12 protein-coding genes and 1 tRNA gene are annotated in these 14,534 nt (G+C 72.2%); 8 read left to right on the top strand and 5 right to left on the bottom strand.

Features of this window, described 5'->3' with window-relative positions:
* Positions 1–33: 33 nt before the first annotated feature.
* The 4 genes from RLT57_RS30855 to RLT57_RS30840 form a co-directional block, all read right to left on the bottom strand.
* Positions 34–1,278 (bottom strand): hypothetical protein, encoded by a 1,245-nt coding sequence (locus RLT57_RS30855; RefSeq protein WP_311300962.1) that lies wholly within the window; start codon positions 1,276–1,278, stop codon positions 34–36.
* Between the two features lie 267 nt (positions 1,279–1,545).
* Positions 1,546–2,328 (bottom strand): hypothetical protein, encoded by a 783-nt coding sequence (locus tag RLT57_RS30850; protein WP_311300961.1) that lies wholly within the window; start codon positions 2,326–2,328, stop codon positions 1,546–1,548.
* Between the two features lie 392 nt (positions 2,329–2,720).
* The gene (locus RLT57_RS30845) at positions 2,721–3,044 is read right to left on the bottom strand and encodes a hypothetical protein (RefSeq protein ID WP_311300960.1); all 324 of its coding nucleotides are present in this window, start codon (positions 3,042–3,044) and stop codon (positions 2,721–2,723) included.
* Positions 3,045–3,096: 52 nt separating this feature from the next.
* Positions 3,097–3,459: an SH3 domain-containing protein gene (locus RLT57_RS30840; protein WP_311300959.1), complete on the bottom strand. Its 363-nt coding sequence runs from the start codon at positions 3,457–3,459 to the stop codon at positions 3,097–3,099.
* A gap of 722 nt (positions 3,460–4,181) precedes the next feature.
* On the opposite strand from RLT57_RS30840, the gene RLT57_RS30835 reads away from it, so the two are divergent.
* The 8 genes from RLT57_RS30835 to RLT57_RS30800 all read left to right on the top strand — a co-directional run bounded on the left by RLT57_RS30835 (position 4,182) and on the right by RLT57_RS30800 (position 13,685).
* Positions 4,182–4,805: a hypothetical protein gene (locus RLT57_RS30835; protein WP_311300958.1), complete on the top strand. Its 624-nt coding sequence runs from the start codon at positions 4,182–4,184 to the stop codon at positions 4,803–4,805.
* 2 nt (positions 4,806–4,807) lie between these two features.
* A complete protein-coding gene (locus RLT57_RS30830; RefSeq protein WP_311300957.1) occupies positions 4,808–5,308 on the top strand; it encodes a hypothetical protein in 501 nt (166 codons plus the stop codon).
* Between the two features lie 13 nt (positions 5,309–5,321).
* Positions 5,322–7,367 carry a hypothetical protein gene (locus RLT57_RS30825; RefSeq protein ID WP_311300956.1) on the top strand — a complete coding sequence of 682 codons (2,046 nt, stop codon included), beginning with the start codon at positions 5,322–5,324 and terminating at the stop codon, positions 7,365–7,367.
* A 125-nt stretch (positions 7,368–7,492) separates the two neighbouring features.
* Entirely contained in the window at positions 7,493–8,452 is a 960-nt protein-coding gene (locus RLT57_RS30820; RefSeq protein ID WP_311300955.1) for a hypothetical protein, read from the top strand.
* A complete protein-coding gene (locus RLT57_RS30815; RefSeq protein WP_311300954.1) occupies positions 8,449–8,868 on the top strand; it encodes a hypothetical protein in 420 nt (139 codons plus the stop codon). The genes RLT57_RS30820 and RLT57_RS30815 overlap by 4 nt, the downstream gene beginning before the upstream one ends.
* 16 nt (positions 8,869–8,884) lie before the next feature.
* Positions 8,885–8,958, top strand: a tRNA-Leu gene (locus RLT57_RS30810).
* A gap of 45 nt (positions 8,959–9,003) precedes the next feature.
* On the top strand, positions 9,004–11,577 hold the full coding sequence (locus tag RLT57_RS30805) for a DNA methyltransferase (RefSeq protein WP_311300953.1): 2,574 nt from the start codon (positions 9,004–9,006) through the stop codon (positions 11,575–11,577).
* Entirely contained in the window at positions 11,574–13,685 is a 2,112-nt protein-coding gene (locus RLT57_RS30800) for an ATP-binding protein (protein WP_311300952.1), read from the top strand. Before RLT57_RS30805 ends, RLT57_RS30800 begins: the two co-directional genes overlap by 4 nt.
* Here the strand turns inward: RLT57_RS30800 and RLT57_RS30795 are convergent.
* Positions 13,581–14,480, bottom strand: coding sequence for a hypothetical protein (locus RLT57_RS30795; protein ID WP_311300951.1), 900 nt, complete (start codon positions 14,478–14,480; stop codon positions 13,581–13,583). The two genes, RLT57_RS30800 and RLT57_RS30795, sit on opposite strands and share 105 nt — an antisense overlap.
* Between the last annotated feature and the right edge of the window lie 54 nt (positions 14,481–14,534).

Genomic DNA, 14,534 nt, shown 5'->3' with positions numbered 1-14,534 from the left:
GCACCAGGAGCGCGCCGGTCGCGCAGCTCGTCGTCAGGCCGGTGACGAAGACGCCAGCGGCGTGCGGGTGGTCCTCAGCTCGGCTACGTACCGGTTGGCGGCGCCCCGGTCCAGCGGGATGCCGGCCGCTGCGAGTTCGGCCAGCAGCTCCTCCGCGATGGCGTTCGTGGTCCGCGGATCCGCCCCGGTGATCCGGACCGCGAACAGGGCTTCGAGAGCAGCCCGTTTGGTGGGGTAGCTCCGCAGGTCGCGGGGCGGACTGGAGGGCTGTGCCTCGGCCTCCTCCTCGGCCCGGTGCCCGTGCTGCTGCGGCATACGGGCGGCGGCACGGGGCTGTCCCACCCCCGGGAGGAGTGTGCCGGTCCGGTCCGCGGCGCCGTCCTCCTCCTGGTCTGCCGGGGCCTCCGCGTGTCGGCCACCCCTGTGCCACGGCGACTCGGCCGGGGTGATCTCCAGGTCGGTGGCGTACCTGCGCAGTGCCACCCGGGCGCGGAACAGCCCGAGCTGCGCCTCGTCCTCGGCGCACCCGGCACGGTCCAGGGCGCGGGCCAACTCCTTGGCGAGCTTGGCGCCCCTGGCACCGGTCTTGTCCTTGTCGGACAGTCGGCTGTGCCGGTCGGCCAGGTCCACGGCCCTGGACAGGGCCCGGTCCCGCGCGATCTGCTGGGCGGTGCGGTTGCGGTGGGCCAGGCCGAGGCGGGCCATCAGGCGCTCGCGGAGGTCGCGGGCGACCTGGGCCATGGGTGACTGCGACTCGTCGCCGGTGCGGTGCCGCAGCTCCAAGCCGAGGGCGGAGTGTGCGGCCAGGGCGGACCCGAAGGAGCCGACGATGATCCGGACCACCGTGCCGGTGCTGAATCCCCCGCCTTCGTGCCAGGCCGGCACGGAGGACAGGGCTGCGAACGCCCACACCGCGCTCCCGTACCACCCCGGGCTCTTGGCGTCGCCGTCCATCCGCTCGCGGGCGCCCAGCACGCACATGGCGATCAGGGCCTCGAACGCGGCGCAGGACAGCAGCCGTTCGGGGGTGCCGGTCATGCCGAGGCCATCGACGGTGAAACGGAACGACGTGTTCAGCGACACCGATGTGCAAATAACGAAGGCGACAGCGGCGGCGAGCGTCCCCGCGCTGAAGGCGCGGCGTCCGGTCCGGCCGAGGGTGCGGCAGCGGACGATCACGGCGCTGGCGGCGACCGCCAGGGCCGAGACGGCGGCGATCATCGGGGCGGGGTGGACGCTGGCCCAGTCGGTGATCCGGGCGGCGGCGGTCATCGTCATCGGGTGCTCTCCTGCGGTGCCCTGGACGGCCCAGGGGTGCGCCCACATCGACACACGTGAATGTGTCGGTGAGGACCTGCGTGCTGTCGTGGTGGACCCATGCGCGGGCGTAATCATGCGGGGGGATGCTGATGTATCCCATTCCCTGGGCGGTGGGCTGTCCGGCGAAATTCGCGTCGAATTTCCGGGTGCTGACGACCAGTGCCCCGCCATCCACCGTCCGCAGGGCGTAGGTCGTCCCGTAGGGGTCTCCGCCGGAGATCACATTCACGTGTCCGGCGGGCTCCAGTGTCTTACCTCGCCGTCCACGCCCGGTCGTATTTGGTGTCCTTGGCTGCCGCCAGGCTCTTTCCGTCCAGTTTTCCGCCGGTGGTGTAGTTGTCCTGGACCGACTCGGAGAGCAGAGCGGGCCGCATGGCCAGCCCGCTGGCCTCGGGGTCCACGGCTATGGCGCTCCCCTGGCGGTCCATCATGACGGCCGGGGGCGCCTGGTCCGTCCACGCAGCCGCCGCGAGTTTCCAGATCCCGCCGCCAACTTTTCACAAACACCAGCAGCGTCAAATACTTGCCCTGGTGAGTGACGGCATAGAAATAAGGCGTCTGCCCGGCGGGGTATTCCCGGGGGATGTAGACGCTGCTGTCGGTGTAATAGAACATCTTGATGATTTCCTTGCCCTTGGCGGTCATCACCTTCAGCTGGTCGTATTCCGAGATGCCCTGTTTCTGGAGTGCGTCGGTTTCGATTTCCGCGTTGAGCACCTTTGCTTTCTTCGTGTCTCCGGAGAGTGCAACACCATTCGCCTGATTATTGAGCTTGACGTATCGCGTGATCGCTGCGAGCGCCTGGGCTCGGGTCAGCGGAGCTTTCGGGCTCGGGGCCGGGGTCGGGGGCGGGATCGGCGTGCTGGTGCGGGTCGCGCCGGTCGTGTCGTCCGGGTGCGGGCGCGGGCTGTGCTGGCCGGCTCCGCAACCCGCGGCGCCGGCCAGCACAGCGGAAAGGGCGGCTGCGGTGACCACTCGGGCCGCACCCACGTGCCTCGGGATGTCCACGATTTGCTCCGTTGCCTGGTACGGGATGGTGTGGCGGGCCGGGGTCTCCGCGTGGAGGTACCTGCCGATGGCCGGCCCCGTGACGGCGGCGCATCCGGCCGGCGGTTCCCGGCATCGAAACCGGATCCGGCGGGCAGAGCCCGGCTCGGACCGCGAACGGCGGGCGCCGTGGCAGTGCCGGGCGCGGGCCTGGAGCTGACCCGCGCCCGGCGGCCGGACCTCGCCGTGAGGGGTCCGGGTGCAGAGCCCGTGCCCTCACCTGCCTGGGCCCTGCCGACGCCGCCGGAGGGGTGCGGTCCGGTCGGCGCTTGGGGGGGCTGGGCCCGCGGACGGGCGGGCCCAGCCGGGGCGGGCGTCGGGTGTCCGCCCCGTCTGTGATGTACAGGCGTGCGCTAATTCCGCTGTGCCTGCACCTGAGGTGCCAGTTCCAGTACGGCCGTGCCCCTGCCGGGATCGGCGTGGGCGGGGTAGTAGGTAGCGGTCAGGCCGCCTTCCACCACCGTGAGGCCGACGTCCTCCGGGCACCGCTGCAGCTCGACTGGGTCGGTGAGCATGAGCAGCGTGCGGATTGCACCGGGGGCGTCCACGGGCAGGGGGATGCCCCTACTCATGGCCAGGGCCTGGGCTGACGCCAGCAGCAGCCAGCGATCGGTGACGGTGTACCGGACGTCGACCCGGATGGTCAGCGTGAGCGGTGCGGCGGAGGTGGGGCACATGGGGGTGTCCTGGGGGTCGGGGCGGGCAGGAAGCGGCGGGCCGCCTGCGCTGTCATGCCTTACGGAGATAGGACGCGTAGACCCATCCGCTGAATCCGCTGCGGAGTCCGGATGCGCTGCGCCGGGTGAGCGTCACGTAGAACCAGCTGCCGGCCGAGCCCCGGGTGACCTGCTGGGTGACCTTCATGCGGTCGCCCCGGTAGAGCAGGCCACGGGTGATGTACCCGGTGCCCGGCCCGGACCGGATTCGCAGCCCCTGGACTGCCGGCGTGGCCGTGCCGGATATCCACGGCACGTAGGCCGGGACCGCGAGCTGCGGGGCGGCTGAAGCGGTTTCCGCGCCCAGCCCTACGGCGCCGCCCAGCGCCACGCCGGCCGCCACGGCCAGCGTCGCCAGGCGAATCTTCATGCTCATTCGAGTACCCCTTATCCGCCGGATCGGAATTGATTACAGCCAGCTACCGCGACCGCGTCCCGGTGGGGCCGCGTCGCCCGTTGCGGGGAATCGGGCTGGTGTCAGCCTTCACCGTCGTGCCGATCCAGGCGCCACGGGAGAGGGGATACCGATTCCGGAAGTGCCCACCTCTATATCCTGACCTGCGCAGACTGGAAGATTGTCCGTTATGGCATGTAACGTATGCAAAATTTTGGCGGTCGAAATGTGACCACGGGATCGGCATTCTGTGAGGGAAACGCCCCTGGAAATGGGATGCCGTGCGTTTTCTTTTGCGCCTCTCTCTGTGCGCATTCTCGGAAAGTCGAGTGGGTGAAATGCTGCAGGAAAATGAGGGGCTGCCAGCCGAGTCGGCCGACGAGGCCGTGCCCGAGGCGTCGCCCTCGCCGGCGGCGGGCACAAGGCCCGCGGCGCCGTCCGTGAAGCAACCGCTGCCGCCTGCCAAGGAGCCGTTGCCCCCCGCGGCACCTGTGAAGCATCCTCTGCCGCCTGCGAAGGAGCCGTTGCCCCCCGCGGTGCCGTCCGAGCCGCCGCGAGCAGAGAAGCCGCTGCCGGCCGCGAAGGAGCCGCTGCCGCCCGTGGCGCCGCCCATGCCGTCCGAGCCGCCGCAAGAGGAGCAACCGCTGCCGCCCGCGGCGCCCCCTATGCCGCCCATGCCCCCTATGCCGTCCGAGCCGCCCCGCGTGAAGCATCCGCTGCCGCCCGCGGCGCCGGCGGACGACGGGGCACCGGGGCGGGAGTGGTGGCGGGGGGCGGATGTGCGGGACGAGCTGCAGAACGCCTGGGTGGGCGTGCGGGACGAGCTGCAGGACGTCTGGACTGTGCACGGCCGAGGGGGCCTTCAGGCTGCGTACGAGATCGGCGCGCAGATCGGGGACGTCGTCGGCGCCCGCCTGGACCAGCTGCCCGATCCGTACGCGGTCGGGCAGCAGCGGGGCCTGGACCTGCGGTGGTTGCGGCTGGGGCTGACCGTCCCGGCGCTGGTGCTGTCGCTGCTGGTGACGTGGGGCGGGCAGAGCCCGGCCGACCGCATGGCCCGCTACGTCGCACGCGGGGGCCTGCTCGCACCGCTGGGATGGGTGCTGCTGCCAGCGCTGGCGCTGGCCGTGCTGATGGTGCTGCCCCTGGGGGGCGGTCTCGTCTCGGCGGCCGTCCGCGGGGTGGCCGCCCTGCTCCGGCAGGCGTGGGCCTTCCCGTACCTGGGCTACGTGCTGCGCCTGGCCGTGGCCGTAGCCGGGTGGTCCTTCGTCGTAGCCGCCGGCCGTCTGACGTGGCGTGCCGTCATCAACTGGCTGACAGGAGTCTGATCATGAACACAACGGGAGCCGCTGCCGGTGGGATCGGCGCGGTCGTCCTCGGCCTGACCGTCCTTTTCTACCAAATCGGGCGGTGGCGGGGCGGGGACCCCACCCCGAAAGTCCACTTCTTCGCCGGGCTGGCCATGGCCACGCTTCTGTTCCTGGGCGGCGGCATCCTGGGCGCGATGGGCGGTACGACGGCGGCGCTGGGGGACGGGATAGGCCGGTACGCGCTGGAGTCGGGCACCGGCACGACCGTTGCCGCCGGCGGGCACCGGCCGCTGACCGGCGGAGAGCAGGTCGGGGTGTCCGGTGTGGTCGCCGGGCTGTGCCTGCTCGCGCTCTACCTCGGGCTCTTCAAATCCGGGCGCCCTGATCTGAAAAGCCCGGTGCTCCGGGGAGCGCTGTGCGGGGTATGGCTGGGGACCTCCGCGGGCCTGATCGGGCTGTCCCTCGGCCTGATCCGCACCTCCGGCACCACCATCGGCGACCTGCTGATCTCCCAGGTCTGAGCGGGCGACACACATGACTACCGGAACCGGCACCCTGTCCGCCGGAGTGCGCCACCTGCGGGCCGAGTGGGGCCGCTGGTGGCGCACGGACGACCTGACCGACACACACATCGCACACCGCGTCCTCAACGACCAGTACCGCCTGTGGCGGTCGCTCCGCCAGCGGGCCGCGGCCGAGGTCCAACAGAACATCGGCCTGCTGAAAGACCAACAGAAGTCGGCCGCGGCCATGCAGATGCAGCGCATGCAGATGCAGCGGCAGCAGCGCGGCCGGGGCTACGGCGGCGGGGGCGGCGCGTCGCCGATGATCTCCCACCGGATGATGCAGTGGGCCCAGCTCCAAATGCGCATGAACAGCGAGGAGTTCAAGCACCTAGAAGTCACGCTGGGCATGCTGGCAGTCGGCCGGGGCCAGGTGCGCTCCCGCCGGCATCTTCTCGCCGCCGGCTGGCTGCTGGGGCTGCCCGCGGCGTGGGTGGGTGTGTGGTGGGTGTCGGTGCCCTTCGCACTGCTGCTCACGGCGATGGCCAGCGTGTTCGCGCTGACGTTGGTGTGGGCGCAGGGGCGGCGGCCGACGCACCGCCGGCCGCCGGTCCCCAAGCTGCTCTTCGTGCCCGCCTCGGCGCCCGCGCACACCGAACTGGAGGCGCCCCCGGAACAGGAGCCTTTCCCGATCCGCGAGGCCGGCCGGGACCCGAGGCGGGCCCGCGAGGCCGTCACCCTCGCCCTGCGCAAGGAACGCGCCCAAATTGCCGACGTCGCGGTGCCGGCCGAGACCGACTGGGGGTGGACGGTGCCGGTGGTGCTGTCCGGCGGGACCCTCGGAGACCTGATCAAGATCCTGCCGCGGATGGCGACGACGCTGCGGGTCGGCGAGAACCGGCTGCTCGCCCAGCGCACCGACACCGAGGACGGCGCGGCCATCGCCCTGCGAGTCCTCACCGGCGACCCTTTCAGCCAGCCGCCGCCGGCCCCGGTGCGCCCGCCGCTGTCCTGCTCGATCACGGACGCGGTCAGCCTCGGCATCTCGATTGACGGCGAAGCGACACCGGTCGTGCTGGCCGGCCAGCACGCGCTGATCGTCTCCGACACCGGCGGCGGCAAATCCACCATGGTGCGGACGATGGCCGACTACGTCACCGCCTGCACCGACGCGGTCGCCGTCGACATCGACCCGACCGGCCGCGGACTCGGTCCGCTGGGGCCCTGCGCCGCCCGCCGCGCACTCACCCCCAAGGACGCCGAGGCGCTCCTCGAGCACCTGCTGGCCACAGCCGAGGATCGGATCGCCGCGCTGGGACCGACCGAGGACAACTGGCTGGTCACCCCCGTCAGCCCGGCCGTCATCGCTTTCGTAGACGAGTGGCCGCGCCTGTCCAAGCAGGGCAAGCAGCTGGCGCTTTCCTTGCTGCGGATCGGCCGCAAGGCCCGGGTCACGCTGGTGGTGTGCACCCAGGACGCCACGGCCGACGTACTCGGCGACGCGGTCGCCGACGTGTTCGGTGTGCGGATCATGCTGCCGTGCCGCCAGGCCGATGTCCCGCTGGTCGTCGGCCAGGCCGACGCCGTCTCCCGGGGATGGCTGCCGCACCTGCTCGTTCCCAGCCCCGGCGACTGGGAGCCGGCCGACGCCGGGCGGTTCTACTGCATCACCCCCCGGCACCGCGGGCCGGTGCTGCGGTACGTGCCGCCTATCAGTGCGGCCGTCGCGGCGGCCCGTGCCGCCGAGCGGGTCGCCGCGGGCCTGCCGGTCTTCGACGGCGCCGCCGAAGTGCAGGCCGACATCCCCGCCATCGCCAAACTGCTCCTGGAAATCTTCGCCGGGGAAGGCGACCCGGAGGTGCTGACCGTCGCGCAGCTCGCCGACCGCCTGGAGGCCGCCGACCCGGCCACATGGGGCCGGTGGACCGGCCATACGACCCGCTCGGCAGCGATCGGCCGTGCCATCAGGACCCGCCTTCACGAGGCCGGCCTCACCGTCCCGACGACCCGCCTGGACGGCGTGGCCGGGCGGCCGACCGCCTACCGCCTCGCCGACATCCGCAGGGCCCTGTCATGAACCCGCTCCCCAGCGCAGGGCCAGCGAGCCGACGCCGCAAGCCGCGCGCGGCGCCCTGCGGCGGCTGGCACGTCGGCCACTCAACTGACCCGGGACTTCACCGACCAGACAGGAAGGAACCCCTCGTGGACTACCAGCTCACCATCCACACCGCCGGCGAGACCACCGTCCGCCACATCACCGCCGAACCTGACAAACTCGCCCAGGCCGTCCACCGGCACGTGCGAGGGCTGCTGGGCGGCAACGGCCTCGCCATTCGGCTCGACGGAATGGAGGGCACGGCGCACCGAGGCACCGCGCACGTCGCGGATCTTGCCCTCGCCGAGGCCGCACTCGAGGAGGAGAGGACCGCGCAGCCCACGGCCGGCCCGGACGAAATCCGGTACGGCTACACCCTCCGCGACATCGACCGCATGGCCCGTGCCGCCTGCGCGGCAGACCGCACCCTCTCCTCCGACATCACGACCCGCTACGACACCGCCTGGTCGGCGATCGCCGAAACACTCTGTGCCGCCCCGGAACCACCAACGCGGCACGACCTGACGCGTGCCGGCTGGCAGGCCATCTACCACGATGTGAAGGCCGTCCGGCGCCTGTACGGAGTCGACTCCACCGACCGCTCCGGCGAAGTCGCCTCCGCGCCGCGCTTCGTCGCCTACTGGACCCGCGGGGCCACCCACGCGGCTGACGAAGGCGTCACCGAGCGAATCGCCGTCCACGAAATCCTCGCCACCCTTCCGGAGCATTTGCGGGAGGCCGTCGTCGCACTGGCGGCCCTCGACGACTACCAGAAGGCCGCCGATTCTCTCGGCATCAAATACACGGCAATGACCGTCCGCATGAGCAACGCCCGCCGCCGCTTCCGTGCCCACTGGTACGCACCCGAGACCGCACCTGCCATCAAGGGCACCGACCGGCGCATCGGCTCCAGGGCGCAAGGTGTCCCCACCCACTGCCCGCAGGGCCACGAGTACACGCCGGAGAACACGATCCGCCGGCCCGGACGCCCGCGGTCCCGAATCTGCCGGACCTGCGATGTGGCCCGCGACGCCGCGCGCCGCGCCAGAAAGACGGCGACAGCATGACCCGCCCGTCCGAAACCGCGGCCATCAGCGCCCAGCAGATGGTCCTCCAGGAGACCCTGCGCCTCACCGTGCCCCTGCACATTCAGGAACTGCGCTGCCACACCACCGACACGCTGATGGCCATCAGTACCCAATCCGCCGCCATCGTCGGCAGCAAGGGCGACATCCTTCAGTTCCACGGCCGCCGCGGCGAGACCACCGAGGTCTTCAACGCGCTCGCCCGCGGTCTTGCCGTCGCCGCGCTGCTCGCCTACGGCGGCGTGGATTTCCTCGGCATCCACTGGTGCGCCGACCCCGGCTGCCAGGCCGGCAGCCGCTTCCACCACGCCGCCGACGCCGAGCCAGCCGACCTCCCCGAACCGCCCTTCGAGCCCCCGCCACAGCCCATCACCGACCTGCCCGACCTCGCCACCTAGCCCAGGTAGGCACCCCGCCGGGATGGCGAAACGGCAAACGCTCCCGCCCTAAAAGCGGCCCACCTGCGGGTTCGACTCCCGCTCCCGGCACCCACCCACCGCCTTCCCGACCAGCGCCACCGAACGGAGAACCCCGTGGCTTGCGACTGCGAGCGCCCCGCCGCCGACTGCGCCCATAACACCGTCGAGCGCTTGGAACAACCGCCCGAGCTGTACGAGGTGGAGTCCGAGCTGCCGCTGCCCGGACGCCCCCTGGACGGCACCCGCCGGGACGGTCGGGCCCCCTACTTCGAAAACGGTTCGGTCTGCCTCTACCTGGGGGATTGTCTCGATGTCCTCCAGACGCTGCCCGACGCGAGCGTGGACGCGGTGATCTGCGACCCGCCGTACGGGCTCGCCGGCCACCATCCCACGGTCATCGCGGAGGTGCTGGCCGCGTGGCTGGCGGGCGACCGGGCGTACACGCCGAGCGGCCGGGGCTTTCTGGGCAGGGACTGGGACGCGTTCGTGCCGCCCCCGGCCGTGTGGGAGGAGTGCCTGCGCGTCCTCAAACCCGGAGGTCACCTGGTGGCGTTCTCCGCGCCCCGCACGGCCGACTTGATGGGCCTGTCCATCCGCCTCGCCGGGTTCGAGATCCGCGACATGATCACCTGGAACTACGGCTGCCTCACCGACGACGCCGAGATCCTGACCGAACACGGCTGGAAGCGCGGCATCGATGTTCAGGTCGGCGAGCGCGTAGCTCAGTGGGACCACACAACCGGGACAATCAGTCTGGCCGCCGTCGAACATGCCTACCGCGCCCCGTGGGATGGGCCGATGCGGGTCCTGCGCAACGCCGACACGGATCAGGTCCTGACACCCAACCACCGCGTCTACCATCGGCCTCGTCAGCGCCGCATGACCGACGGCGTCCGGAAGGTCTGGTACGAGGACACCTGGAAGGTAGCCGAGGCCGGAACCCTCAGCAGCTGGAACTCCGTCGTCCTGCCGCTGGCCGGCGAACACGACGGCCCCGGCATCGGCGGCACGGACTACGCCGCGCTTCTCGGCTGGGTGTGGACCGAGGGCGGGTTCGACCCGTCCGGTACCGGCGTGCGCATCACCCAGTCCAGCGTCAACTCGGACAAGGTTGCCGAGATAGCCACCCTCATGGACCGCCTCGGCGCACACAAGCGATACGACCGAGAGCGCCAGTACAAGGGGCGCGCCTACACGGAGACCACTTGGTTCTTCACCGGAGACCTCGCTAAGTCGGTACGTCGCGACCTGCCTGCGAAGCGGCCCACTTACGAACTGCTGTGGCAGATGACCGGACTGGAGAAGCGGGCGCTCCTTAACGCTGCGCTCCTCGGCGACGAGTCCCAGCAGCGCAGCCGGAACGGGGACCGCGGCGCCTGGCAGTTCTACCAGAAGCACGAGGACGACCTGGTGTGGCTACAGACCCTCCTCGCCTTGATTGGCAAGGCGGGCAAGGTCGGGATGCGTAGCAACCGCCCCGGCGGCGCCGTGTACCTCCGCGACACGGCGACGACCGAGCTTCAAGCGAGGCATCTACGTGACACGTGGGAGGACTACACCGGCGAGGTCTGGTGCGTTCGCGTCCCGACGGGAGCCTTCGTCGCCCGCCGCAACGGCCGGGTGTTCATCACCGGCAACAGTGGCTTCCCGAAGTCCCTGAACGTGGCCAAGGCGATTGAGTCCGGCGGCGGCCGAGACTACACCCCGTCCGGGCGCGGCCGCGTCAACTACGACCACGGTGCAGGATCGGCCATGGACGCAGGAAAACGAACTTGGACACCCAGCAGCGCCGACGCTGCCCGCTGGGAAGGCTGGGGCACCGCGCTCAAGCCAGCGTCGGAGCCGATCATCGTCGCCCGCAAGCCCCTCGCCGGAACCGTTGCAGCCAACGTCCTCCAGTACGGCACCGGCGCACTCAACGTCGACGCCTGCCGAACCCCGGCCGGACAGGACTACCGCGACAAGTGCGCCTCCGTGGTGGGCATCGCCAGCCCTTGCAACGGCGACACCGGCGGAGTGCGGACCGGCGCCCGGGAAGACTCCGCGCACGCAGCCGGGCGCTGGCCGACGAACGTCCTGCTCGCACACCAGCCGTCGGTCGACGCCGACGGGCAGGTCATCGGAGACGCCTGCGCCGACGGGTGCGTGCCCGGGTGCCCGGTTTCGGAGATGGACCGGCAGAGCGGGGTCCGGCGAGCAGGCGGAGATGTCTCAGGCAACGAGCCGAGCCCTCGCTTCACCGACACCTACGGCGAGATCAAGTCCCGCGTGCCATACGCAAAGCACCGGGACGAGGGCGGCGCGTCCCGGTTCTTCCCCACCTTCCGTTACCAGGCGAAAGCCCCGTCCGCTGAGCGCCCGCGGCTCGCCGACGGGACCGCATGGCCCACGGTGAAACCGCTCTCACTGATGTGCTGGCTGGTCCGGCTCGTCACGCCGCCCGGTGGAGTGATCGTCGACCCTTTCGCCGGGACGGGCTCCACTCTGGAGGCAGCGGCGGCTGAGGGATTCACCGCCATCGGGATCGAGCGTGAGCAGGACGGCGCCGACCTGTCCGTCCAGCGGCTGACCAAGCCTCGCACCGGCACCGCTTGCGACAGCCGCGACGGCCAGGCCGACGCCGGGACACGGCGAGCCCGGCCGGGTCGGCCCTCTCGACGCGGCACACCCGGGGGTGAGGAGCCGTGAACCAAAAAGACCAAGTCGGCACCTCGTCCAGCGGCTGTGCCGACCAGCCGGCGGCCGTGCCGCCCATGCCGACGGCTCCCCCCGCCGTGTCGGCCGGGCGCGGCGCGGCGTTGGAGGCGTGGCTGCTCACTCCGCGGCGCCCGGACGGACCCGGGATCTACGCTTTCGGGCACACCCCGCGCCCGCCGGCCGACCCGGATCGCATCCCCGACCGCCGGCTGGTCGGCACGGCCGCGGGCGCGCTGGTCGGGATGTGGCTGACGAACTCGGCCGCCCGCGACTACCTGTACTGGCTGTGGGTCCGCCCGCTGGTCTGGACCGGCCTCGCCCCGAACTCGGGCCACCGGTGGACCCTGGCCCAGGTGCACCGGTTCATCGTCGCGCAGGACATCTACACCGGGCTGTGGTGGGTGCTGCTCGCCATCGTGTTCGGGCGGGCCGGTCACTGGCCGGAGGCCGGCCGCCGCTACGTGCTCCCCGCGCTGCGCCGCGCGTTCCCGCGCCCTGCGCAACCAGCCGCCGATCCGGCTGCGACCCCGGCGGACCCGGCGGAGTGGCCGCAGTTGCGGGCGGCCGGCCGGCACACGGCGGCCGACCGGCTCGCGGCCGACCTGGCGGCCGGGCGGATGAGCGATGTCGACCACGCCCGGCTGACCCGGGCGTGGTCGGCCGCCGCGGCGGCGGGCCCTGCCGTGGCGGACGCGTTCGTCCAGGCGGTGGTGCAGCGGGGGGCGGCGGCGTGTCCGCACCCGTCCGGCGCCCGCGGCCTGCAGGCCCGCGTCGCCCGGCACGACCTGATGACCGGCCAAGTCCGCCTGGGCACCGTCGTGGACGACCCGCGCAACGCGCCCCGGTTCCGGGGCGTGGGCGCGGCGGTGGAGCCGGCGGTGCTGGGGACGTCGGTGGTGGCGGTCGGGCCGTCCGGATCGGGCAAGACCTGGTACATCGTGCGGCCGGTCGTGGAGTCGCTGTGCCTGCAAGCCCTGACCGGCGCCGCCGTGGTGGTAGCGGTCGGCACGCGGGGCGCCGGACTGGGGCCTGACGGGTCGTTCGACGTGGTGATCACGGCCGGTGACCCGGACTCGGCGTACGGCCTTGACCTGTACGGCGGCACGTCGGACCCGGACGCCGCGGCGGCGCTGCTGTCCGCCGCGCTGCTGGACGGGTCCGAGGGGGAGCGGGCCGACCTGCGGCGGGCGGTGGGTGCGCTCGCCCAGGTGCTCGGCCCGTTCCGGGCGGCCCGCGGCCGGTTCCCCTCCGTCGCCGAGCTGCGCGCGCTGCTGGACGGCGACGCTGCGGCCGTGACGACGCTGCGGGAGCAGCTGGACGAGGCGGCGGAGCCGGGCTGGGCGCGCGAGCTGGACGCCCGCAGCCGGCAGGCGGGGCGCGCGGGGGATGTCGGGGCGCTGCTGGCGGACCGGGTCGCGCTGCTGGACCGGCCAGCCCTCGCCGGGTTCTTCGACTCCACCGGCCGGTCCCGGCCGTTCGCGCTGACCCTGGAACAGCCGGTACGGGTGCGGGTCGACCTGCCCCAGGACGGGCACACCGAAGCGTCCCGGATCCTGACTCGGCTACTGCTCGCGCAGTTCACCGTGGCGGCCACTGCACGGGCGGACCGATCGCTGTTCGCCGGCCTGGTCCTGGATGACGCCACTCACACCGTCACCGCCGAATCCGTGCAGGCGCTGCAGCGGCTGCGGCCCGCGCACGCCGGCGTTGTGATGGCACTGCGCGGTCTGGACGACGTGCCCGAAGACCTGCGCGGCCCGCTGCTCGGCGCGGCGGGCTGCCGGATCGCGCTGGCCGGGATCTCGACGTGGGACGGCCGGCAGTTCGCACGGGCGTGGGGGACCGCGTGGGTGGAGGACTCCGACGTCACCCGCACCCCCGACCAGTCCGGCGGCGCCACTAGGCGGCTAGCGCGCGGTATCCGCCGGCTGCTCACCGGGGAGGCGGTCACCACCCAGGCCGTCACCGTCCGCCGGGTCGAGCGCGACCGCTGGTCATCGTCCGACCTCGCTGCGGTGCCGGCCGGGCACGCCGTCCTCTCGGTCACCGCCGTCACGGGCGAGACAGCGCCGCCGATGCTGGTCGACCTGCGCGGCTGAAACCGCCTCCGCTGCCCCGACGGTCACGATCGGCCGGAGCACCACCAGGCGGACGTCCCCGCGGGACAGGGTGGACAGCCGCAGATCGACCGGGCGGGACGACAGGCCGGGCAGCCGCGCCCGCAGGATCATCCCGTCCGGCCCGTCGAGCATCTCCGCGCACGTGTCCCACAGGTCCGCGGTCGGTCGGTGCTGCCGCACCTCGAGCGCCACCTCGGCGGTCCGGGCGGAGTGATCGGGGTCCACGGTGGCCATGCGCAGGGCTGCGACCATCCACCGCGCGCACGTGGACCAGTCGGCCATCATGTCCCGCGCCTCACCACCGGGTCCGAGGATCGCGGTCGCCCAGTTGGCGCCGAGGCGGGCGAGCGGTCCCAGGTGCTGAGACGCCGGCTGGTTGGCGCCCAGGACGTCCCACTCCGGCGTCAGCCACACCGCGGGCGAGCGCTCGGCGCCGGTGAGCTGGTCGGCGAGTTCGGGGTCGATGTCGGCGGAGGGCCGAAGGTCGGGCGGCACAGCGCGGCGGATCCACCGCCACATCGCCACCTGCTGCGCGCAGCTGGCCCCCAGGATGCCGGCCACCGACCGCACCACCCCGGGCGACGACAGGCCCCTGCGCTCGAAATCCCCGTAGGTGCGCACGTCGACCCCGGCCATGGTGGCGACGAGACTCTGGCTCAGGCCACAGGCCGACAGCGCACGCAGCCGGTCCCTCTCCCCGAGGTTGGCCAGATACTCGGGGGGGACGTCGACACCGGCGCGGTGGGCGCGCAGATACTCCAGCACGGCGGGCATGGTCAGCAGTGTCGGTCGGTGCGCTCGCATGGTGCGTCCCCGTGTAGCAGGTGG

Origin of the sequence: Streptomyces sp. ITFR-21 (genome assembly GCF_031844685.1) — a bacterium.
Lineage (GTDB): Bacteria > Actinomycetota > Actinomycetes > Streptomycetales > Streptomycetaceae > Actinacidiphila.
The sequence above is the reverse complement of the archived record's forward strand: the minus strand, read 5'-3'. Positions and strand labels throughout refer to the sequence as shown.